Below are 20,438 nucleotides of genomic sequence, written 5' to 3' on the forward strand. Positions count from 1 at the left end.
CCACCTACCGGACTTTACGCCGAATGGCGGGCCCTTATGCTCACCTTTGTGGAAAACTGCTTCTCGCCGCGCACAGCAGCCTTCTTTGACCTGGACAAGACGGTCATTGCGAAGTCATCGACGCTGACCTTCAGCAAGTCCTTCTACCAAGGCGGGCTGATCAACCGCCGCGCCGTACTGCGCACCGCGTACGCACAGTTCGTGTTCCTCGCCGGGGGCGCCGATCACGACCAGATGGAGCGGATGCGCGAATACCTCTCGGCACTCTGCAAGGGCTGGAACGTCCAGCAGGTCAAGGAGCTCGTCGCCGAAACCCTGCACGACCTGATCGACCCCATCATCTACGACGAAGCGGCCACTCTCATCGAGGAGCATCACACGGCCGGGCGCGACGTGGTCATCGTGTCGACCTCCGGCGCCGAGGTCGTCGAACCGATCGGGGAGCTCCTCGGCGCCGACCGGGTCGTCGCGACCAGGATGGTCGTCGGAGACGACGGGTGCTTCACCGGCGAGGTCGAGTACTACGCCTACGGGCCGACCAAGGCCGAAGCGATCAAGGCCCTCGCCGAATCGGAGGGCTACGACCTCTCCCGCTGCTACGCATACAGCGACTCGGCCACCGACGTGCCGATGCTCGAGTCGGTCGGCCACCCGCACGCCGTCAACCCGGACCGGGCGCTACGACGCGAGGCCACCCTCCGCGAATGGCCGATTCTCGTCTTCGACCGGCCGGTGCGGCTCAAGCAGCGCCTGCCCACGTTCTCCATGCCACCCCGGCCGGCCCTCATGGCTACCGCGGCGCTGGGCGCCGCGGCCGTGACGGCCGGACTCGTCTGGTACGCCAACCGTCGCCGCTCCGCCGCGCGCACTGCCTGAGAGGGTGCGGCAGCCGCCGCGTCCCTCCTGACCGGACGACGGCACAGCCGTCATACGACCCTGCCCGAAGATGTCCGGATCATTCATATTTGAAGCTAAAAGTAAAGAAGTGGGGCCAAGGCTTCCGCTCTCCCCGGACGTGGAGTACAAAGGATTCAATGGCCCGCGAGACCAAGGACATCCGAGAGGATCACCTTTTCACGCACAGATGGCCCCACGGACCGAGCACGAACGCCGAGTACCCACGCGACGTCGACCCGTCGATTACGGGCCAGCCGCACCAGGTGACGGGCAACGACCCCGGCCTGATGGGCACATATCGAGGACGCTTGGTAACTGGGCAGACGTGCCAGCGGCGGTACCGGAAACGGTACCGCCGCAACCCTTTCCGGAGCCCGTGCCGGGCGGCGCCACAGGCCGCCGCCGGACCGCCCCGCGCTCTACGCCGCTCCGCGCTGCAACGCCTCACACACCGCAGTGGACTCCCTGACACCGAGCTCCACCGAGCGCCCGCAATGCGCGATCCAGGACGCCATACCCTCCGGGCTCCCCGAGAGATACCCCTCGAAAGCCGCCACGTACGCCGCACGCCCCTGCTCCGCGTGCCCGACCTCCGCCGGGCAGATCGACTTGGGGTCCAGGCCGCTGCCGATCAGCACGATCCGCTCGGCGGTCCGGGCAACCAGGCCGTTGTGCGAACCGAAGGGCCGCAGCGCCAGCAGTTCACCGTGCACGACGGACGCCATCACCAGCGCGGGCGCCGAGCTGCCCGCGATGATCAGCTCCGACAGCCCTTCGAGCCTTCCGGACACCTCGCGGGCGTCCGGAAGGGGTGTTTCGATCAACGGCTCCTCGACCGGCTCACCGGCGAGCCGAGGCCGGCCCACGGCATCGTCCGGTGTCGCCCCGCCTGCGGCGACCAGGTGCAGACGGGCCAGGACGCGAAGTGGTGACTGCCGCCAGATGGACAGCAGTTGCCCCGCTTCAGCTGTGAGCCGCAGGGCCGCACCGATGGTGCGGGCCTCGTCATCACCACTGAAGTCCGTACGCCGGCGCACCTCTTCGAGATTCCAGTCGGCGCCGGAGAGCGCCGCCGACCCCCGGGCTCCACGCAGGGCCGCTTCCGCGGTGACCTCATTGCTGCGGCGCCGCATGACCCGATGGCCGTAGACCCGGTCCACGGCCTTGCGTACGGAGTCCACCGCGTCGGTGACCCCCGGCAGGGCACCCAGAGCGGCAAGCGGGTCCGAGGAAGTCGTACTCATAAGTAGGGAGGCTACGCGCCCCCCGTGCCAATGCCGCCCAGGAGTGGCCTTCTTCACGGATAGCGACAACGTTGTGCGATGAACCGGCTACCCTAGGTGAACATGAAGATCGCTTTCGTAGGGAAGGGCGGCAGCGGCAAGACGACGCTGTCCTCGCTCTTCATCCGCCACCTCGCCGCCAATGAAGCCCATGTCGTCGCGGTGGACGCCGACATCAACCAGCACCTCGGGGCCGCACTCGGCCTCGACGAGGAGCAGTCAGCCGCGCTGCCCGCGATGGGCGCCCAGCTGCCCCTCATCAAGGACTACCTCCGCGGAAGCAACCCCCGCATCGCATCCGCGGCAACGATGATCAAAACCACGCCCCCCGGGGAGGGGTCGCGGCTGCTGCGCGTCCGCGAGGACAACCCGGTCTACGACGCCTGCGCACGCACGGTCCGGCTCGACCACGGCGACATCCGGCTGATGGCGACCGGCCCGTTCACCGAGTCCGATCTGGGTGTGGCCTGCTACCACTCCAAGGTCGGGGCGGTGGAGCTCTGCCTGAACCACCTGGTCGACGGTCCGGACGAGTACGTGGTGGTGGACATGACGGCGGGCTCGGACTCGTTCGCCTCGGGGATGTTCACCCGCTTCGACATGACCTTCCTGGTGGCCGAGCCGACCCGGAAGGGAGTCTCCGTCTACCGCCAGTACAAGGAGTACGCGCGGGACTTCGGCGTCGCACTGAAGGTCGTGGGCAACAAGGTGCAGGGCCAGGACGACCTCGACTTCCTGCGCGCCGAGGTCGGCGACGACCTGCTGGTCGGGATCGGCCAGTCCGACTGGGTAGGGACGATGGAAAAGGGCCGGCCCGCGCCGTTCGACCTGCTGGAGGCGGACAACCGGATGGCGCTGCAGTCCCTGCAGGACGCCGCCGAGGACTCGTACGAGCTGAGGGACTGGGAGCGCTACACACGCCAGATGGTGCACTTCCACCTGAAGAACGCCGAAAGCTGGGGCAACGAGAAGACGGGCGCCGACCTGGCCGCCCAGGTCGACCCCGCCTTCGTCCTGCATGAGCACGCTCCTGCGACGGGCGCCGCCCAGCCGGCATGAACCCGGCGGAGCGGCGCCATGGGCGTTGCCTATTCCGCGCCGCTGCCGGCTGCCTGGCCTGCCGGCTGGTCAGCCGGCCTGGCAGGCACGGGGCTGGTGGCGGGCTTCCCCGGAACCGTCCCCGCGAGGAACGCCGGCCAGCCCGGCTTGGGCTTCTCGCCCACCTTCAGCGTCCCGAGCTTCGCGAGCGTCTCCGGGTCCTGAGCGTCCAGCCAGTCGGCAAGCTGCCGGAAGGTGACGCACTGCACGTCCTGCTGGGTGCACACGGTCTTGATCGTCTCCTCGACAGCGCGCATGTATGTGCCGCCGTTCCAGGATTCGAAGTGGTTGCCGATGATCAGTGGCGCCCGGTTCCCGTTGTAGGCGCGGCCGAAGGCCTGGAGCAGGCCGTCCCGCATCTGGTTGCCCCAGTACACGTGCTGGCCGGGGTCACCCTGCGTCTTCGTGCCGGACTGGTTGAACATGAAGTTGTAGTCCATGGAGAGCGTCTCGAACGCTCGGCCCGGCACGGGGACGAGCTGGAGGGGGAGGTCCCAGAGCCCGTCCTTCTTCGCGGGCCAGACCTGGTTGCCGACGCCACTGGAGTCGTAGCGGAAGCCCATGGTCCGCGCGGCCGCGACCATGTTCTTCTGGCCCTCCAGGCACGGGGTGCGGGCGCCGATCAGTTCCTTGTCGTAGTCGAAGGGCAGCGGCGCTTCGGCCTTCAGGGCCGGGGCGTTGGTCTTCCAGCCCTTCACGAAGGCCTTCGCCTGGCTGATCTCGCTCTTCCACTCCTCGACCGACCAGGTGCCGACGCCTCCGTCAGGCCCGCAGAAGTGCCCGTTGAAGTGCGTGCCGATCTCATTGCCGTCCAGCCACGCGGCACGCAGCTCCCTCAGGGTGTCGCGGATCCCCTCGGTGTCGTTGAACCCGATGTCGGAGCGGCCCGCCGAGTGCTGGGGCGGGTTGTAGAGGGCCTTCTTCTCCTCCGGCAGGAGGTACACGCCACTCAGGAAATAGGTCATCCTGGCGTCGTACTTCTTCGCGACGGCGCGGAAATGCGAGAACAGCTTCTGGCTGTCCTCCCCCGCACCGTCCCAGGAGAAGACCACGAACTGCGGAGGCTTCTGACCGGGCTTCAGGCGCTTGGCCGCGGGAAGTTTCGGCTGGGCTCCCGTAAACGCGGTGGAGCCGTCACCGATCAGCTTCACCGCACCCTTCGGCGCCGCCGCCGGAGAGTTTCCCTCCGCGCTGGGTGCCGACTTCTTTGCGCTTCCGGACCCGGGAGCTGCGGACCCCGGGCCCGAGCATCCGGCCAGGCCCGCGACCAGCGCCGCCGTGACCACAGTGCCCAGGGCGATCCGCTTCGTGGCGGCCATCATCCGTCCACCCTCTTCCTCGCAGGAGTCGTGTGTTGAAGTGCCGACAAGGCGCGGTCAACGTCACACGCGGCTCTGCTGGAATCAGTACGACAAGCCGGATGAAAAGATGCTTATTCACTTGAATGAGTGACTCATTGGGCTATTTGCTCGAAAGCATGGACACACTTCTTTACTCTCCATTACGATTCATTTACGGAGAGTTGAGAAATCCCGCCGTATTACCCCACCGCTGCACGCCGTGATCCACGGCCGCCGTCACTCACATACCGCGACCGCGCTGCCCCGGAGGAGACGGGAACATGTCTGCCTGCGTCCCTACCCGCAATGACCGCTCATCCCGCAGTTCACGCCCATCCCGCGCCTCGGGGTTCAAGCGGCCGCACAGTCCGCCACCCTCGCCCCGCCGAGGACGCTTCCGCGTCTCGGGCGCCGACCTGTCCGCATCGATCACCGTCTTCCTCATCGCCGTCCCCATGTCGCTCGGCCTCGCCGTCGCCATGGACGCCCCGCTCGCAGCCGGCCTCGTCTCGGCAGCGATCGGCGGCATCGTCGCCGGCCTGCTCGGCGGCACTCCCCTCCAGGTCAGCGGCCCATCCGCCGGACTGACCGTGGTCACCGCCGAGTTGATCCAGATCTACGGCTGGCGCACCACCTGCGCCATCACCGTCGGCGCGGGACTCCTGCAGATTCTTCTGGGCTCGATGAGAGCCGCCCGCAGCGCTCTCGCCGTCAGCCCCGCCATCGTGCACGGCACACTCGCGGGCATCGGCGTCGCCATCGCGCTCGCCCAGATGCACATCGTGCTCGGCGGGTCGCCGCAGAGCACGGCTCTGGACAACGCCCTGTCGTTGCCCGGCCGCCTGCAGCACTTCAGCCCGGCCGCGCCCCTCATCGGGGCGCTGACGATCGCCCTCCTCATGATGTGGCCACGCCTGCCCGGGCGCGCCGGAAAGGCGCTGAGGAGAATTCCAGCCGCGCTCGCCTCGGTGGGCATCGCGACGGCTGTGGCCGCTGTGGCCACCCCCGGAATCGCCCGGGTGGACCTTCCGTCGTGGCGGTCCCACGCGCTGCCAGAGCTGCCGCAGGGCCCGGTCGCGGCGCTGGCCGCGGCTGTCTTCACGGTCATGCTGGTGGCCAGTCTCGAATCCCTGCTCGCCGCCGTGTCCGTCGACAAGCTGGCAGCCGATCGTGCCGCCACCCCACCCAAGGACGGGTCCACGCCGTCGGCGCCCGTCAAGCGCTCCGACCTCGACCGGGAGCTGCGCGCCCAAGGTGTCGCCAACACACTGTCGGGACTGGTCGGGGGTCTGGCCGTGTCCGGTGGCGCGGTGCGCAGTTCCGCCAATGTGCGGGCCGGCGCCCAGACCCGGGCCGCCACGGTGCTGCACGGTGTCTGGGTGCTGCTCGCGACCGTACTGCTGGTCACCGTCCTCGAATGGATCCCCCTGGCGGCACTCGCCGCTCTGGTGATGGTCGTCGGCATCCAGATGGTCAACTTCGCCCACATCCGCAAGGTCCACAGACACCGCGAATTCCTGGTGTACGGGGCGACCATCAGCGGCGTGCTTCTCGCCGGGGTTCTCGAGGGCGTGGCGATCGGCATCGTCGTGGCGGTGGCCGTCGCCCTGCACCGGCTGGCACGCACGAGGATCACCGTGACGGAGCGGGACGGCCAGTATCTGGTGACCGCTCGCGGACAGCTGACCTTCCTGGCCGTCCCCCGGCTCAGCCGCATGCTCGGAAGGCTTCCACACGGAGTGGACGCCGTGGTCGAGTTGGACGGCTTCTTCATGGACCACGCGGCCTACGAGACGATCCAGGACTGGTACGCCGCGCAGACCGCGATGGGCGGGCGGATCGAATTCACGGGACGGTCCGGGGGCAGGATCGCCGAGCCCGCGTCCGCGGCGCATTCCTGCTGCCGCCCATGGACGCCGTGGCGCAACCATCACTGCCACGACCGTGTGCGGGACGCCGTTCCCACCACTGCCGACCCCGCTGCGCCCGTCCCTGCGAAGACCGTCCCTCTCACCATGGCAGCTTCGACCGGTGACCGGCCGGGGGCCCATCGGCTGCTCAGCGGCCTCAGCTCGTTCCAGCGCACCACCGCTCCGCTGGTCCGTGAGGAGCTGAACCGACTGGCCACCGAGGGGCAGCGGCCTTCCCAGCTGTTCCTCACCTGCGCGGACTCCCGCCTGGTCACGAGCATGATCACGGCCAGTGGCCCGGGCGACCTCTTCACCGTAAGGAACGTCGGCAATCTCGTTCCGCCGCCGGGCACGGGGGACGACGCGGGGACCGACGATTCGGTGGCCGCCGCCATCGAATACGCGGTGGATGTGCTTGAGGTCGAGTCCATCACCGTCTGCGGCCACTCAGGATGCGGGGCCATGCAGGCCCTGCTGGGAGCGGCGCCGGAGACCCCCAGAACGCCGCTGTGGCGCTGGCTGCGGCATGGGCTGCCGAGCTTGGAGCGCATGCGTTCCCGGCACCATTCCTGGGCGCGGATCGCGGGACGGCTGCCCACCGACGCGGTGGAACAGCTCTGTCTGACCAATGTGGTGCAGCAGTTGGAGCATTTGCGTGCGCACGAATCGGTGGCTCGCCGGCTCGCGGCGGGCACTCTGCAGCTGCACGGCATGTACTTCCACGTGGGCGAGGCTCAGGCCTATCTGCTGACCGAGGGCGCCAGTTCCGGGACCGGCCCTGACGAGGTCTTCGCACGCGTCGCCCCCGGGGCCGTATGGAGTGCCGCCGACAGCGCCGAAACCCTGCTCCCCACGCCCGACACCGTGGTCGGCGCCTGAACCGCTCGCACACCCGGTCCGTGAGACCTTGTGGTCCCGCTTTCGCATCGCACAGCGCTGCTTGCGGAAGCGGGACATGTGACTCCGTAGCACGAGGCACAGGTCTAAACCAATTTCCGGCAGACACTTGTCACCTGGCCCGTGGCCTGATGAGCTGTCCCCCGGGACACAACGGACACCCTGGGAATGGGAGATGTCGTGAGCAACGCAAGCCTGGCCAATCCGCTCAAGGAGGAGACCGCAGCATGAGCGAGCCTTCCTCCCTCTCCAACCTGCTCAAGGAGGAGCGGCGGTTCGCACCGCCTGCCGATCTGGCCGCGAACGCCAACGTGACGGTGGAGGCGTACGAGCAGGCCGAGGCGGACCGGCTGGGCTTCTGGGCCGAGCAGGCCCGCCGCCTGAGCTGGGCCACGGAGCCGACCGAGACGCTGGACTGGAGCAACCCGCCCTTCGCCAAGTGGTTCGCGGACGGCAAGCTCAACGTCGCTTACAACTGCGTCGACCGGCACGTCGAGGCGGGCAACGGCGACCGGGTCGCCATCCACTTCGAGGGCGAGCCCGGCGACAGCCGCGCGATCACCTATGCCGAGCTCAAGGACGAGGTCTCCCGGGCGGCCAACGCCCTCGCAGAACTCGGTGTCGGCAAGGGCGACCGTGTGGCCGTCTATCTGCCGATGATCCCGGAGGCCGCCGTGGCCATGCTGGCGTGCGCCCGCATCGGCGCCGCCCACTCCGTGGTGTTCGGCGGCTTCTCCGCGGACGCCATCGCGACCCGCATCCAGGACGCCGACGCCAAGGTCGTCATCACCTCCGACGGCGGCTACCGCCGGGGCAAGCCCTCCGCGCTCAAGCCCGCGGTGGACGATGCCGTCTCCCGTCTCGACACGGTCGAGCACGTCCTCGTGGTCCGGCGCACCGGCCAGGACACCGCGTGGACCGAGGGCCGGGACGTCTGGTGGCACGAGATCACCGGCAGGCAGTCCACCGAGCACACTCCCGAGGCCTTCGAGGCGGAGCAGCCGCTCTTCATCCTCTACACCTCGGGGACCACGGGTAAGCCGAAGGGCATCCTGCACACCTCGGGTGGTTACCTGACCCAGGCGGCCTACACCCACCACGCGGTCTTCGACCTGAAGCCCGAGACCGACGTGTACTGGTGCACCGCCGACATCGGCTGGGTGACCGGGCACTCGTACATCGTGTACGGGCCGCTGGCCAACGGCGCGACCCAGGTGATGTACGAGGGCACACCCGACACACCCCACCAGGGCCGCTTCTGGGAGATCGTCCAGAAGTACGGGGTCACGATCCTGTACACCGCTCCGACGGCGATCCGTACGTTCATGAAGTGGGGAGACGACATCCCCGCCAAGTTCGACCTCTCGTCGCTGCGTGTCCTCGGTTCGGTCGGCGAGCCGATCAACCCCGAGGCGTGGATGTGGTACCGGAAGCACATCGGCGCCGACAAGTGCCCGATCGTGGACACCTGGTGGCAGACCGAGACCGGCGCGATGATGATCTCGCCGCTCCCCGGAGTCACCGAGACCAAGCCCGGTTCGGCCCAGCGTGCCCTGCCCGGCATCTCCGCCACCGTGGTCGACGACGAGGCCCGAGAGGTTCCGGACGGCGGGGGCGGCTATCTCGTCCTCACCGAGCCGTGGCCGTCGATGCTCCGCACCATCTGGGGCGACGACCAGCGCTTCCTCGACACCTACTGGTCGCGCTTCGAGGGCAAGTACTTCGCGGGTGACGGCGCCAAGAAGGACGAGGACGGCGATGTCTGGCTGCTCGGCCGGGTCGACGACGTCATGCTCGTGTCCGGGCACAACATCTCGACGACCGAGGTCGAGTCGGCCCTCGTCTCGCACCCCGCGGTGGCCGAGGCTGCCGTGGTCGGGGCGAACGACGAGACGACCGGTCAGGCCATCGTCGCCTTCGTGATACTGCGCGGCACCGCCACCGCCTCCGAGGAGCTCGTAGCGGAGCTGCGCAATCACGTCGGCAGCACGCTCGGGCCGATCGCGAAGCCCAAGCGGGTCCTCCCGGTGGCCGAGCTGCCGAAGACCCGGTCCGGCAAGATCATGCGTCGTCTGCTGCGCGATGTCGCCGAGAACCGCGAGCTGGGTGACGTCACCACGCTCACCGACTCCTCGGTCATGGCCCTCATCCAGACGCAGCTCCCCACCACATCCTCCGAGGACTGACCCTCCCGGGACCAGTTCCACCGGACCAGATCCAGGGGAACCAGGTCCACGGGACCAGGAAGGGCCACGGTCACGGCACGGATCCGTAGGGGCACCCGGCACCACCGGGTGCCCCTACGGGCGTCCCCGGGTGGCTCTGCGGCTTCATCAAGGGCCTGACCAGGTTGTACGCCGTCTGGGCGGCCAGCACCGCACTCCGCAGGGACTCCCGGCCTCCCGGCCTCCCGGCCTCCCGGCCTCCGGGTCTCCGCGCGGCCTCCGCGCGGCCTCCGGGCTCCCGGCCTCCCTGCACCGTGCGCCATCGGCAGCCGGCGCCGTACGCCGCATGGCCTCCCGGCACCGCACGCCACCGGGCGGCCGGCACTGGACCCGGATACCGTTTCGACACCCGGGTAGAGTGGTGGTTCGTCGACGGAGCGTGTCGAGCGCGGACAAGCAGACCGATTCCGTCAGTACGGACAACTGCACAGAACATCTCCACAGGGGCGCCGGGAAGTCTGGTCGGCATGTGAATCCGCCATGCCGTCACTGCCGTAACCCAACCCGGAGGTTCTCCTCTTGGCTACGCCCGCCCCCTCCTCCGACCGCCGCAGCACCCTGTTGGGCCGGCTGCCCCTGCCCGAGCGGAATTACGTCGCCGAGGCGCTGCGCACGGAGACGATCGGCGGCGTCATCCTGTTGGTCGCCGCCATAGCCGCGCTGATCTGGGCGAACACCTTCGGCTCCAGCTATGCGACCGTCAGCCGGTTCCACTTCGGCCCCGAAGCGCTGGGGCTCCACCTCTCGGTGGCCCACTGGGCGGCCGACGGGCTGCTGGCCGTCTTCTTCTTCGTCGCGGGCGTCGAACTCAAGCGTGAGCTGGTGGCCGGTGAGCTCCGCGACCCGCGTGCGGCGGCCCTGCCCGTCGCCGCGGCACTCTGCGGCATGGCCGTCCCCGCCGTCGTCTACACACTGACCGCGGTCCTCGGTGGAGGGACGACCGCCGGCTGGGCAGTGCCCACCGCCACCGACATCGCCTTCGCGCTCGCCGTCCTGGCGGTGATCGGCACCTCGCTCCCGGCGGCGCTGCGCGCCTTCCTGCTGACACTCGCCGTCGTCGACGACCTCTTCGCCATCCTCATCATCGCCGTCTTCTTCACCGAGAACATCGACTTCCTGGCGCTCGGAGGAGCCTTCGCCGGCTTGGCCGTGTTCCATGTGCTGCTGCGCACCGGTGTGAAGGGCTGGTACGTCTACGTCCCGCTCGCCCTGGTCATCTGGGGGCTGATGTACAACAGCGGCGTGCACGCGACGATCGCGGGTGTCGCCATGGGCCTGATGCTGCGCTGCACCAGGCGCGAGGGCGAGGCGCGTTCCCCCGGCGAGCACATCGAGCACATGGTGCGCCCCCTTTCGGCAGGCGTGGCGGTTCCGCTGTTCGCGCTCTTCTCGGCCGGCGTCACCCTCAAGGGCGATGCCCTGGCCGGCGTTTTCGCCCGGCCCGAAACGCTCGGGGTGGTACTCGGCCTGGTCGTCGGCAAGACCGTCGGCGTCTTCGGCGGCACCTGGCTCGTCACCCGCTTCACCAAGGCGGAACTGAACAAGGACCTGGCCTGGGCGGATGTCTTCGCCGTGGCCACGCTGGCCGGCATCGGTTTCACCGTCTCACTGCTCATCGGGGAGCTCGCCTTCGCCAACGACGAGGACATGATCAACGAGGTCAAGGCGGCGGTCCTCATCGGTTCCCTGATTGCCGCCGTACTCTCCGGTGTACTGCTCAAACTGCGGGTACGCAGATACAGGGCGCTGTACGCGGAAGAGGAGATCGACGCCGACGAATCAGGGATTCCCGACGTCTACGAGCAGGAAGACCCTGAGTACCACCTGCGGATGGCAGCGATCCACGAGAGGAAGGCTGCCGAGCACCGCCGCCTTGCCGAACAGGCGGGGGCAGCGAGCAGCAAGCCGGACAGTCCGGCATGATCTGACATCGGATGTACGGAAGAGGAGAGGGAGTCAGGGATGAGCGACCCCGGCAACTACGCGGGCAGCACCGACCGTAGTCTCGGACAGCTGTTCGCTTCGGCGACCGCCGAGATGTCCGCGCTGGTGCATGACGAGATCGCCCTGGCCAAGGCCGAGGTACGGCAGGACGTCAAGCGCGGCGTGATCGGCAGCGTGGCGTTCATCGTCACGGGTGTGCTGATCCTGTTCGCGATCCCCGTGCTGAGCTTCGCCGCGGCCTATGGGATCCACAACCTCGGGCTCGGTCTCGCCTGGTCCTTCCTGATCGTGGGTGGCGCGTTCATCCTGCTGGGCATCCTGCTCGCCCTCTTCGGGCTGGCCAAGTTCAAGAAGGTCAAGCCGCCGGAGAAGTCCATCGCTTCGGCCAAGCAGACCGCCGCGGTGCTCCAGGGCGTCAAGCCTCACCCCCGCCCCGTCGTCACCGCGGCGGCCATCGAGCGGGCCCAGGGCAGCACACTCGCGGACAAGGCCATCGAGAACCGCCCTGTCCAGGACAAGGCGGCCGCTGTGGCACGCTCGTCCACATGACCGACCCCGATTTCAGCGCATCCGGTCCCGTGGGGCCGTTGGGACCGGCAGCCCCGTCAGGCGGGCCCGTCCGCCTCGACGGCCCCTGGACCCACCGCGATGTGGCGGCCAACGGCGCGCGCTTCCATATCGCGGAGCTCGGCGACGGACCGCTGGTCCTGCTGCTCCACGGCTTCCCGCAGTTCTGGTGGACCTGGCGCCATCAGATGACCGCCCTGGCCGACGCCGGGTACCGCGCGGTCGCGATGGACCTCCGCGGGGTCGGCGGCAGTGACCGAACGCCCCGGGGCTACGACCCCGCCAACCTGGCGCTGGACGTCACCGGGGTGATCCGCTCGCTCGGTGAGCCCGACGCGGCGCTGGTGGGCCATGACATGGGCGGCTATCTCGCCTGGACCGCCGCGGTGATGCGGCCGAAGCTGGTGCGCCGGCTCGTGGTGTCGTCGATGCCGCATCCGCGCCGCTGGCGTTCCTCGATGCTCTCCGACTTCGCGCAGTCCCGGGCCGGCTCGCACATCTGGGGGTTCCAGCGGCCGTGGGTGCCGGAGCGCCAGCTCGTGGCGGACGACGCGGCGTTGGTCGCCCGGCTGATCCGTGACTGGTCGGGGCCCCGCACCCCGGACTTCCCCGACGACGAGACGGTGGACGTCTACCGGCGCGCGATGTGCATCCCGTCGACGGCGCACTGCTCGATCGAGCCGTACCGCTGGATGGTCCGTTCCCTGGCCCGTCCGGACGGCGTCCAGTTCAACAGGAGGATGAAGCGGCCGGTGCGCGTACCGACGCTGCATCTGCACGGATCGCTCGACCCGGCGATCCGGACCCGGAGTTCCGCCGGCTCCGGCGAGTACGTCGAAGCGCCGTACCGGTGGCGACTTTTCGACGGTCTGGGGCACTTTCCGCACGAGGAGGATCCGGTCGGCTTCTCGACCGAACTCATCAACTGGCTCAAGGATCCCGAGCCCGACCGGTAGCCGACGGGCACAGATGTCCGACGAACAGCCAATTGCCTGCCGCATAAGCCAATTGGCTGACTCGCACGCGATTACCGACCTTGGGTCACGGGCAGACGTCGGGGTATGGGCTGGACGCGCGACTTCAATGACGCAGCACGCAACCGCCGCTCGACCGCTCCTGCTGGTCCGAGCATTCATGAGGGGGGCGGCTCTGCGAGCCGGGTGCACGATGTGAGTGAATTCCATGATCTGCGGCTGGGCATTCCGCGCATCCTCCACCGCCGGGCCCGCTGGGTGTCGGCGAGGCTGCGCCATCCCCGCAGCTGACGCGGGGACCGCCTGACCACCGGACGATCCGTCGACGGACTGCCCCGCCACCCGGGGCCCTGCCGTCGGACGTCTTTCCACCGGACCGCCAACGGCCGGACCGCCCGCCACGGGCGGTCCGGCCGTCCGGGCTCCCGCACCGCACACCGCGTGAGAGGCCCCGCACACCGCGTGCGGGGCACCGGGCCCCGAAGCCCCGGGGCCCGCTCCGTGGAACTCCCTCAGAGCGCGCAGCCCTGGCTGTCGACCTGCTGGGCGGTGGACTTGCCGAGCTCGATGTCCTCGCGGATCTCGTCGGCCGTCAGCGCGTACCCCGTGTCCGGGTCGTCGAGCGACTTGGCGAACACCACTCCGTAGACCTTGCCGTCCGTGGTGAGGAGCGGGCCGCCGGAGTTGCCCTGACGGACGGTCGCGTACAGCGAGTAGACGTCGCGCTGCACGGTGCCCCGGTGGTAGATGTCCGGGCCGTTGGCGTCGATACGGCCCCGGATGCGCGCGGAGCGTACGTCGTAGGCGCCGTTCTCCGGGAAGCCGGCGACGATGGCGCTGTCACCGCTCTCCGCGTCGCTGTCCGTGTCGGTGAAACGCAGCGGCTCGGCGTCGAGGTCCGGGACGTCCAGTACGGCGATGTCCCGCTGCCAGTCGTAGAGGACGACCTTGGCGTCGTACAGCCGGCCCTCGCCGCCGATCTGGACGGTGGGCTCGTCGACGCCGCCGACCACGTGGGCGTTGGTCATCACACGGCGGTCGGAGAAGACGAATCCGGTGCCTTCGAGGACCTTGCCGCAGCCCGGCGCCATGCCGACGACCTTGACGATGGACTTCTTGGCGCGGGCCGCGACGGGACTGCCGACCAGGGCCGGGTCCGGAGGCTCGACCTCGGTGATGGGCTCGTTGGCGAACGGGCTGAAGACCTGCGGGAAGCCGTTCTGGGCGAGGACGGACGAGAAGTCCGTGAACCAGGTGGAGGCCTGATCGGGCATCACCCGGGAGACCCCGAGCAGCACCGACGAGTTACGGACCTCCTTGCCCAGCGTCGGCAGCGATGTGCCCGCCAGCGCGGAGCCGATGAGCCAGGCGACCAGGAGCATGGCCACCACGTTGACCAGGGAGCCGCCCGTGGCGTCCAGTGCGCGCGCGGGCGACCAGGTGATGTGGCGGCGGAGTCTGTTGCCCAGGTGGGTGGTGAAGGCCTGCCCGACCGAGGCGCACACGATCACGATCACGACCGCGACGATGGCGGCGGTGGAGGAGACTTCCGATCCGTCGGTCAGCTGGTCCCAGATGATCGGCAGCAGGTAGACGGCCACGAGACCGCCGCCCAGGAAACCGATCACGGACAGGATGCCGACGACGAAACCCTGGCGGTAGCCGATGACCGCGAACCACACGGCGCCGACGAGCAGCAGGATGTCCAGCACATTCACCGTCTATAGCCTCGCAGATTCGTCACCTGGCCCGTCCGGTTCGACGGGGTCCGGGCCAGGCCCGGAACAGCGCAGCACGGGAGTCAGCCTGTCATGCGCGCCAGTCGAGCGGCACCTGCCTGGTCCTGTCCCAGGGGCGTTCCCATCCGGCGTAGTGCACAATCCTGTCGATCACACCGGCCGTGAATCCCCACACCAGTGCGGATTCGACCAGGAATGCGGGGCCCTGGTGGCCGCTGGGATGGACCGCCGTGGCCCGGTTGGCCGGATCCGTGAGATCCGCCACGGGGGCGGTGAAGACCCTGGCGGTCTCGGCCGGATCGACGACCCCCACCGGGCTGGGCGTCCGCCACCAGCCGAGTACGGGCGTGACGACGAAGCCGCTCACCGGGATGTAGAGCCGGGGCAGCACGCCGAAGAGCTGGACGCCGCTCGGATCGAGGCCGGTCTCCTCCTCGGCCTCTCTCAGCGCGGCCCTGAGTGGCCCCGTGGTGGCGTGGTCGCCGTCCTCGGGGTCGAGGGAGCCTCCCGGGAAGGACGGCTGGCCCGGATGCGAACGCAGGGACCCGGAACGCTCCATCAGGAGCAGCTCGGGGCCGCGCTCGCCCTCGCCGAAGAGGATCAGGACGGCGGACTGGCGCCCGGCGCCGCTCTCCGGCGGCAGGAAGCGGCTGAGCTGCCGGGCCTGGACGGTCTCCGCCGCCCGGGCGACGGGCTCCAGCCAGGAGGGCAGCCCCTCGGCCGAGACCGTGAGCGCGCTGTCGCGGGGCGCGCCCGTCTCCGTGGTGGCCGCGTCGGCCGCGGCCCGTGTGCTCTGTGCGTGCGTCATGGGCACCCCCGTCGTTGCAACGCCTGTCGTCGGCCATTTCGTTCCGCACGGCCCCGCCCGAGTGACCGACGGCCCCACCCGACGGGCCGGGGCCCACCCGACAGACCGGGGCCCCGGCCCGACGGACCGGATGCACCTCCGGACGGACCAGCGCCCCGGCCGGAGGGCCCGGTGCCCCACGGGGCGGGCCAGGGGCGGGCTCCGCTCACCCGGCTCCCAGAGGCGGGGCGGGGCGGCCCGGGTAGTCCGGGGGCGGGCTGAGCCGTTGTCCCGGATAGCCGCCCATCTCGTACTTCAGGAGCTTCCTGGCCTTCTCCGGGTCCGTCTCGCCCTCCCCGTACGCCGGACAGAGCGAGGCGATGGGGCAGGCGCCGCAGGCGGGCTTGCGGGAGTGGCAGATGCGGCGGCCGTGGAAGACCACGCGGTGCGACAGCATCGTCCACTCGCTCTTGGGGAAGATCGCGGCGATCTCCGCCTCGACCTTCTCCGGGTCCTCCTGCTGCGTCCACTTCCAGCGGCGGACGAGGCGGCCGAAGTGGGTGTCCACGGTGATGCCGGGCACTCCGAAGGCGTTGCCGAGGACGACATTGGCCGTCTTGCGCCCCACGCCGGGCAGCTTGACCAGGTCGGCGAGACGCCCCGGGACCTCACCGCCGAAGTCGTCCCTCAGGGCGGCCGACAGGCCCATCAGGGAACGCGCCTTGGCCCGGAAGAAGCCGGTCGGCCGGATGATCTCCTCCAGCTTCTCGGGGACGGCCGCGGCCATGTCCTCGGGCGTCGGGTAGGCGGCGAAGAGGGCGGGGGTGGTCTGGTTGACCCTCAGGTCGGTGGTCTGGGCGGAGAGGACCGTGGCGACCAGCAGTTCGAAGGGATTACGGAAATCCAGCTCGGGGTGGGCGTACGGATAGACCTCGGCGAGCTCGCGGTTGATCCTGCGGGCGCGGCGGACCATCGCGAGATGCGACTCCTGCTTCGCTGGCTTGCCCGTCGCTCTTGCCGGGCGTTGTGCGGCCTTTTTACTACTTCGTACACCCTGTTCGCCCACGGCGGAATTCTTGTCTCCCGACACCCCATCAGCCCCCTTGGCCTGTGCTGTCACCGGCTCGCCGGACACCCGGCCAGCCTAGAGCCAGGGGCTGACATCCGCCCCGGTCACCGCGCATCCACGCCCAATCGGCCCCCTGCCGTAGGGTCCGGCACGCTCGTGCGTCAAACTGGTTTGTGATCGATCGCACTGTTTTACCGTCCGGCATCATGGAAACCACGCTTCCCTGAACAGGCCGACAAGGAGAGAACTCGTGGACGACGTTCTGCGGCGCGCCCCGCTTTTCGCGGCGCTCGATGATGAGCAGGCCGCGGAGCTCCGCGCCTCGATGAGTGAGGTGACCCTCGCACGCGGCGACGCGCTGTTCCACGAGGGCGACCCGGGCGACCGCCTGTACGTGGTCACCGAGGGCAAGGTGAAGCTCCACCGCACCTCCCCCGACGGGCGGGAGAACATGCTGGCCGTCCTCGGCCCCGGCGAGCTGATCGGCGAGCTGTCGCTCTTCGACCCGGGCCCGCGCACCGCCACGGCGACGGCGCTCACCGAGGTCAAGCTCCTCGGCCTCGGCCACGGAGACCTCCAGCCCTGGCTGAACGCCCGCCCCGAGGTGGCCACCGCGCTGCTGCGGGCCGTCGCACGCCGGCTGCGCAAGACCAACGACCAGATGTCCGACCTGGTCTTCTCCGACGTGCCGGGCCGTGTCGCCCGTGCGCTCCTCGACCTGTCGCGCCGCTTCGGCGTGCAGTCGGAGGAGGGCATCCACGTCGTGCACGACCTGACCCAGGAAGAGCTGGCCCAGCTGGTCGGCGCCTCCCGCGAGACGGTCAACAAGGCACTCGCGGACTTCGCGGGCCGCGGCTGGCTGCGCCTCGAGGCGCGCGCCGTGATCCTGCTGGACGTGGAGCGGCTGGCGAAGCGGTCCCGCTGACGCCTCCGCCGCGTACGGGCGCCGCCGCACGGCGGACCGCCCCGGAGGTACGTGTTCACCGAAAAGGCCCCACCGACCGGTGGGGCCTTTCGCGTGCCGCTCCGGATCAGGCCGTGCGCACTCCGAATCAGGTCTCCCGCCGCTCCGGACCAGGCCGTGCGCACTCCGAATCAGCCTCCTGCCGCTCCGGACCAGGCCGTGCCCGCTCCGGGTCAGATCAGGCCGTGCTCGGTCAGGTACTCCAGCTGCGCGCGCACGGACAGCTCCGCCGCGGGCCACAGGGAGCGGTCCACATCCGCGTACACCGCCGCCACGACCTCGGAGGGCGTCCGGTGTCCCGCCTCCACCGCCGTCTCGACCTGCGCCAGACGGTGGGCCCGGTGGGCGAGGTAGAACTCGACGGCGCCCTGCGCGTCCTCCAGCACCGGCCCGTGCCCAGGGAGCACCGTGTGCACCCCGTCGTCGACCGTCAGCGAACGCAGCCTCCGCAGCGTGTCCAGGTAGTCGCCGAGCCGCCCGTCGGGGTGGGCGACGACGGTCGTGCCGCGCCCCAGAATCGTGTCGCCCGTCAGGACCGCACGGTCGGCGGGCAGATGGAAGGAGAGCGAGTCCGCGGTGTGCCCCGGGGTGGGCACGACACGGACTTCGAGGCCTCCGGTGGTGATCACATCGCCCGCGGACAGCCCCTCGTCGCCCAGACGCAGCGCGGCGTCCAGGGCACGCACCTTCGTCCGTGTGAGCCCGGCGAAACGGGCGGCGCCCTCCGCGTGGTCGGGGTGGCCGTGCGTCAGCAACGTGAGGCCGACGCGCCTGCCCGCACGCTCCACGGTGTCGATGACGGCCCCGAGGTGTCCGTCGTCGAGCGGCCCCGGGTCGATCACGACGGCCACCTCGGAGTCCGGCTCCGCGACGATCCAGGTGTTCGTGCCGTCCAGAGTCATCGCCGAGGCGTTGGGAGCCAGGACGTTGACCGTACGGGCGGTGGCGGGCCCGGAGAGGACCCCGCCCCGGGGCTGTCCGGGCAGTGCGGCGGCGTCGCTCATGCCCGGTCCCCCTCCGTGCCGCGGCCGGTGGCGGCGGGGCCGCCCGTCGGCACGTGCTTCGTGAACTCCTCGTGCCCCGGCCAGCTCAGCACCAGCTCGTCACCCTCCATACGGGCCTCTGCCAGCACAGGAGCGAGGTTCTGGGATTCCGCTGCCTCCAGGGCCTCCGCGGCCGTCCCGTACGGCCTCAGCGCCCGCAGGGTCGCCACAGTGGGCGGCATCATGAGCATGTCGCCCTTGTCGTAGCCGTCCGCAGCCTCGCCGGGCCGGATCCAGACGGTCCTGTCGGCCTCGGTGGAGGCGTTGCGGGTGCGCTGGCCCTCCGGGAGCGCGGCCACGAAGAACCAGGTGTCGTACCGGCGCGGCTCGAACGCCGGGGTGATCCAGCGCGCCCAGGCCGCCAGCAGGTCGGAGCGCAGCACCAGGCCCCGGCGGTCCAGGAAGGCGGCGAAGGACAGCTCACGGGCGACGAGTGCCTCGCGGTCGGCCTCCCAGTCCGCTCCCGTGGTGTCGCCCACGACGGTGTCCGGGGTGGGCCCGGCGAGCAGGACGCCCGCCTCCTCGTACGTCTCACGGACCGCCGCGCAGACCAGGGCCTGGGCCTCGGTCACCGTGTCCACGCCGAGGCGTTCGGCCCAGCTCTCCAGGGACGGGCCGGCCCACCCCACGAGGTGGTCGTCGTCGCGCGGGTCGACCCCGCCACCCGGATAGGCGTACGCGCCCCCGGCAAAGGCCATGGAGGTGCGCCGGCGCAGCATGTGGACGGCGGGACCCGCCGTGTCCGGACCCGGAGGATCGTCCCTGAGCAGCATCACCGTGGCCGCTCTCCTGGGGACCACGGCCGTCAGCTCGCCGCTGGCGAGGGCCCTGATCCGGGCGGGCCATTCGGGTGGGTACCACTGACCGTTGGGCATGGCCGGAGGCTATCCGGAAGCGCGCCGATGTTCGAGAGGCTCCCGGCGCCGGTACCTGCCCCGTACACGCGTGAGCCGCCCGGCCCGCCCGCACGAGGCCACCGGGCCGTACGCACGTGATCCCTCCTGCCCCCTTACGCACGTGATCCCGCCCGGTCGCACGACCGGGCGGGATCGGAAGCGCGCGGGATCAGGCGTCGACGAGTTCGACCTGGACCTCGACCTCCACCGGCGCGTCCAGCGGCAGCACCGCGACGCCCACGGCGCTGCGGGCGTGCACGCCCTTGTCGCCGAGGACCGCGCCCAGCAGTTCGCTGGCGCCGTTGATCACGCCGGGCTGCCCGGTGAAGTCGGCGGCCGAGGCGACGAAGCCCACGACCTTCACGACGCGGGCGATCCGGTCCAGGTCACCGGCGACCGACTTCACGGCCGCCAGGGCGTTGAGCGCGCAGGTCCTCGCCAGTTCCTTGGCCTCGTCCGGCGTCACCTCGGCGCCGACCTTGCCGGTCACCGCGAGCTTGCCGTCCACCATCGGGAGCTGCCCGGAGGTGTAGACGTACACCCCGGACCGCACGGCCGGCTGGTAGGAGGCCAGCGGCGGTACGACGTCCGGGAGCGCCAGGCCGAGTTCGGCGAGCTTCGCCTCGACGGCCCCCGCCACTACGGCTTCTCCCGCTTCAGGTAGGCCACGAGCTGCTCGGGGTTGTTCGGGCCGGGAACGACCTGGACCAGCTCCCAGCCGTCCTCGCCCCAGGTGTCCAGAATCTGCTTGGTCGCGTGCACGAGAAGGGGCACGGTCGCGTATTCCCACTTGGTCATGAGCCGA

General features: G+C 69.9%; 18 protein-coding genes. 9 read left to right on the forward strand and 9 right to left on the reverse strand.

The genetic code is table 11. The features are described 5' to 3' along the window. Positions 1–36 precede the first annotated feature (36 nt). On the forward strand, positions 37–876 hold the full coding sequence (locus ACWCQM_RS22620; protein WP_450916959.1) for an HAD family hydrolase: 840 nt from the start codon (positions 37–39) through the stop codon (positions 874–876). A 440-nt stretch (positions 877–1,316) separates the two neighbouring features. On the opposite strand, the gene ACWCQM_RS22625 is transcribed toward ACWCQM_RS22620, so the two are convergent. Continuing rightward, on the reverse strand, positions 1,317–2,141 hold the full coding sequence (locus ACWCQM_RS22625) for an oxidoreductase (protein WP_450916960.1): 825 nt from the start codon (positions 2,139–2,141) through the stop codon (positions 1,317–1,319). 102 nt (positions 2,142–2,243) lie between these two features. On the opposite strand from ACWCQM_RS22625, the gene ACWCQM_RS22630 reads away from it, so the two are divergent. Beyond that, the gene (locus tag ACWCQM_RS22630) at positions 2,244–3,239 is read left to right on the forward strand and encodes an ATP-binding protein (RefSeq protein WP_450916961.1); all 996 of its coding nucleotides are present in this window, start codon (positions 2,244–2,246) and stop codon (positions 3,237–3,239) included. A 29-nt stretch (positions 3,240–3,268) separates the two neighbouring features. Here ACWCQM_RS22630 and ACWCQM_RS22635 read toward each other — a convergent pair whose 3' ends face one another. Next, positions 3,269–4,600: a hypothetical protein gene (locus ACWCQM_RS22635; protein WP_450916962.1), complete on the reverse strand. Its 1,332-nt coding sequence runs from the start codon at positions 4,598–4,600 to the stop codon at positions 3,269–3,271. A gap of 299 nt (positions 4,601–4,899) precedes the next feature. Between ACWCQM_RS22635 and ACWCQM_RS22640 the strand changes: the two genes are divergently transcribed. From ACWCQM_RS22640 to ACWCQM_RS22665, 6 genes are all read left to right on the forward strand, one after another. Then, positions 4,900–7,407 carry a SulP family inorganic anion transporter gene (locus tag ACWCQM_RS22640; protein ID WP_450916963.1) on the forward strand — a complete coding sequence of 836 codons (2,508 nt, stop codon included), beginning with the start codon at positions 4,900–4,902 and terminating at the stop codon, positions 7,405–7,407. 245 nt (positions 7,408–7,652) lie between these two features. Continuing rightward, positions 7,653–9,611 (forward strand): acetate--CoA ligase, encoded by a 1,959-nt coding sequence (acs, locus tag ACWCQM_RS22645; protein ID WP_450916964.1) that lies wholly within the window; start codon positions 7,653–7,655, stop codon positions 9,609–9,611. Between the two features lie 558 nt (positions 9,612–10,169). After that, the gene (gene nhaA / locus ACWCQM_RS22650) at positions 10,170–11,573 is read left to right on the forward strand and encodes a Na+/H+ antiporter NhaA (RefSeq protein ID WP_450916965.1); all 1,404 of its coding nucleotides are present in this window, start codon (positions 10,170–10,172) and stop codon (positions 11,571–11,573) included. Between the two features lie 39 nt (positions 11,574–11,612). After that, positions 11,613–12,143, forward strand: coding sequence for a phage holin family protein (locus ACWCQM_RS22655; protein ID WP_073750309.1), 531 nt, complete (start codon positions 11,613–11,615; stop codon positions 12,141–12,143). Then, complete coding sequence (locus ACWCQM_RS22660; RefSeq protein WP_450916966.1) at positions 12,140–13,117, forward strand: alpha/beta fold hydrolase; 978 nt, start codon at positions 12,140–12,142, stop codon at positions 13,115–13,117. The genes ACWCQM_RS22655 and ACWCQM_RS22660 overlap by 4 nt, the downstream gene beginning before the upstream one ends. 105 nt (positions 13,118–13,222) lie before the next feature. Next, a complete protein-coding gene (locus ACWCQM_RS22665) occupies positions 13,223–13,426 on the forward strand; it encodes a hypothetical protein (protein WP_450916967.1) in 204 nt (67 codons plus the stop codon). Between the two features lie 221 nt (positions 13,427–13,647). Here ACWCQM_RS22665 and ACWCQM_RS22670 read toward each other — a convergent pair whose 3' ends face one another. The 3 genes from ACWCQM_RS22670 to nth form a co-directional block, all read right to left on the reverse strand. Then, on the reverse strand, positions 13,648–14,853 hold the full coding sequence (locus tag ACWCQM_RS22670; protein ID WP_450916968.1) for a MarP family serine protease: 1,206 nt from the start codon (positions 14,851–14,853) through the stop codon (positions 13,648–13,650). 91 nt (positions 14,854–14,944) lie between these two features. Beyond that, positions 14,945–15,682: an NUDIX hydrolase gene (locus ACWCQM_RS22675; RefSeq protein ID WP_450916969.1), complete on the reverse strand. Its 738-nt coding sequence runs from the start codon at positions 15,680–15,682 to the stop codon at positions 14,945–14,947. A 205-nt stretch (positions 15,683–15,887) separates the two neighbouring features. Then, positions 15,888–16,727 carry an endonuclease III gene (gene nth / locus ACWCQM_RS22680; RefSeq protein WP_450917038.1) on the reverse strand — a complete coding sequence of 280 codons (840 nt, stop codon included), beginning with the start codon at positions 16,725–16,727 and terminating at the stop codon, positions 15,888–15,890. Positions 16,728–16,980: 253 nt separating this feature from the next. On the opposite strand from nth, the gene ACWCQM_RS22685 reads away from it, so the two are divergent. Further along, positions 16,981–17,655, forward strand: a complete 675-nt coding sequence (locus ACWCQM_RS22685; RefSeq protein ID WP_014046869.1) for a Crp/Fnr family transcriptional regulator — start codon at positions 16,981–16,983, stop codon at positions 17,653–17,655. 212 nt (positions 17,656–17,867) lie between these two features. Here ACWCQM_RS22685 and ACWCQM_RS22690 read toward each other — a convergent pair whose 3' ends face one another. From ACWCQM_RS22690 to ACWCQM_RS22705, 4 genes are all read right to left on the reverse strand, one after another. Further along, a complete protein-coding gene (locus ACWCQM_RS22690) occupies positions 17,868–18,698 on the reverse strand; it encodes an MBL fold metallo-hydrolase (RefSeq protein ID WP_450916970.1) in 831 nt (276 codons plus the stop codon). Further along, positions 18,695–19,612, reverse strand: a complete 918-nt coding sequence (locus ACWCQM_RS22695; protein ID WP_450916971.1) for an NUDIX hydrolase — start codon at positions 19,610–19,612, stop codon at positions 18,695–18,697. The genes ACWCQM_RS22690 and ACWCQM_RS22695 overlap by 4 nt, the downstream gene beginning before the upstream one ends. 190 nt (positions 19,613–19,802) lie before the next feature. Continuing rightward, positions 19,803–20,273, reverse strand: coding sequence for a RidA family protein (locus ACWCQM_RS22700; protein ID WP_450916972.1), 471 nt, complete (start codon positions 20,271–20,273; stop codon positions 19,803–19,805). Next, the gene (locus tag ACWCQM_RS22705; protein WP_019992579.1) at positions 20,273–20,431 is read right to left on the reverse strand and encodes a DUF4177 domain-containing protein; all 159 of its coding nucleotides are present in this window, start codon (positions 20,429–20,431) and stop codon (positions 20,273–20,275) included. The genes ACWCQM_RS22700 and ACWCQM_RS22705 overlap by 1 nt, the downstream gene beginning before the upstream one ends. Between the last annotated feature and the right edge of the window lie 7 nt (positions 20,432–20,438).

The organism is Streptomyces sp. NPDC002125, from assembly GCF_053593715.1.

What these genes read in the sequence shown, in the direction of transcription:
- ACWCQM_RS22630 (WP_450916961.1), top strand. Translation starts at nt 2,244, where the DNA reads ATGAAGATCGCTTTCGTAGGGAAGGGCGGCAGCGGCAAGACGACGCTG.
- ACWCQM_RS22640 (WP_450916963.1), top strand. Translation starts at nt 4,900, where the DNA reads ATGTCTGCCTGCGTCCCTACCCGCAATGACCGCTCATCCCGCAGTTCA.
- ACWCQM_RS22635 (WP_450916962.1), bottom strand. Translation starts at nt 4,600, where the DNA reads ATGATGGCCGCCACGAAGCGGATCGCCCTGGGCACTGTGGTCACGGCG.
- ACWCQM_RS22625 (WP_450916960.1), bottom strand. Translation starts at nt 2,141, where the DNA reads ATGAGTACGACTTCCTCGGACCCGCTTGCCGCTCTGGGTGCCCTGCCG.
- ACWCQM_RS22675 (WP_450916969.1), bottom strand. Translation starts at nt 15,682, where the DNA reads ATGACGCACGCACAGAGCACACGGGCCGCGGCCGACGCGGCCACCACG.
- ACWCQM_RS22695 (WP_450916971.1), bottom strand. Translation starts at nt 19,612, where the DNA reads ATGCCCAACGGTCAGTGGTACCCACCCGAATGGCCCGCCCGGATCAGG.
- acs (WP_450916964.1), top strand. Translation starts at nt 7,653, where the DNA reads ATGAGCGAGCCTTCCTCCCTCTCCAACCTGCTCAAGGAGGAGCGGCGG.
- ACWCQM_RS22655 (WP_073750309.1), top strand. Translation starts at nt 11,613, where the DNA reads ATGAGCGACCCCGGCAACTACGCGGGCAGCACCGACCGTAGTCTCGGA.
- ACWCQM_RS22620 (WP_450916959.1), top strand. Translation starts at nt 37, where the DNA reads ATGCTCACCTTTGTGGAAAACTGCTTCTCGCCGCGCACAGCAGCCTTC.
- ACWCQM_RS22665 (WP_450916967.1), top strand. Translation starts at nt 13,223, where the DNA reads ATGGGCTGGACGCGCGACTTCAATGACGCAGCACGCAACCGCCGCTCG.
- ACWCQM_RS22660 (WP_450916966.1), top strand. Translation starts at nt 12,140, where the DNA reads ATGACCGACCCCGATTTCAGCGCATCCGGTCCCGTGGGGCCGTTGGGA.
- ACWCQM_RS22705 (WP_019992579.1), bottom strand. Translation starts at nt 20,431, where the DNA reads ATGACCAAGTGGGAATACGCGACCGTGCCCCTTCTCGTGCACGCGACC.
- ACWCQM_RS22690 (WP_450916970.1), bottom strand. Translation starts at nt 18,698, where the DNA reads ATGAGCGACGCCGCCGCACTGCCCGGACAGCCCCGGGGCGGGGTCCTC.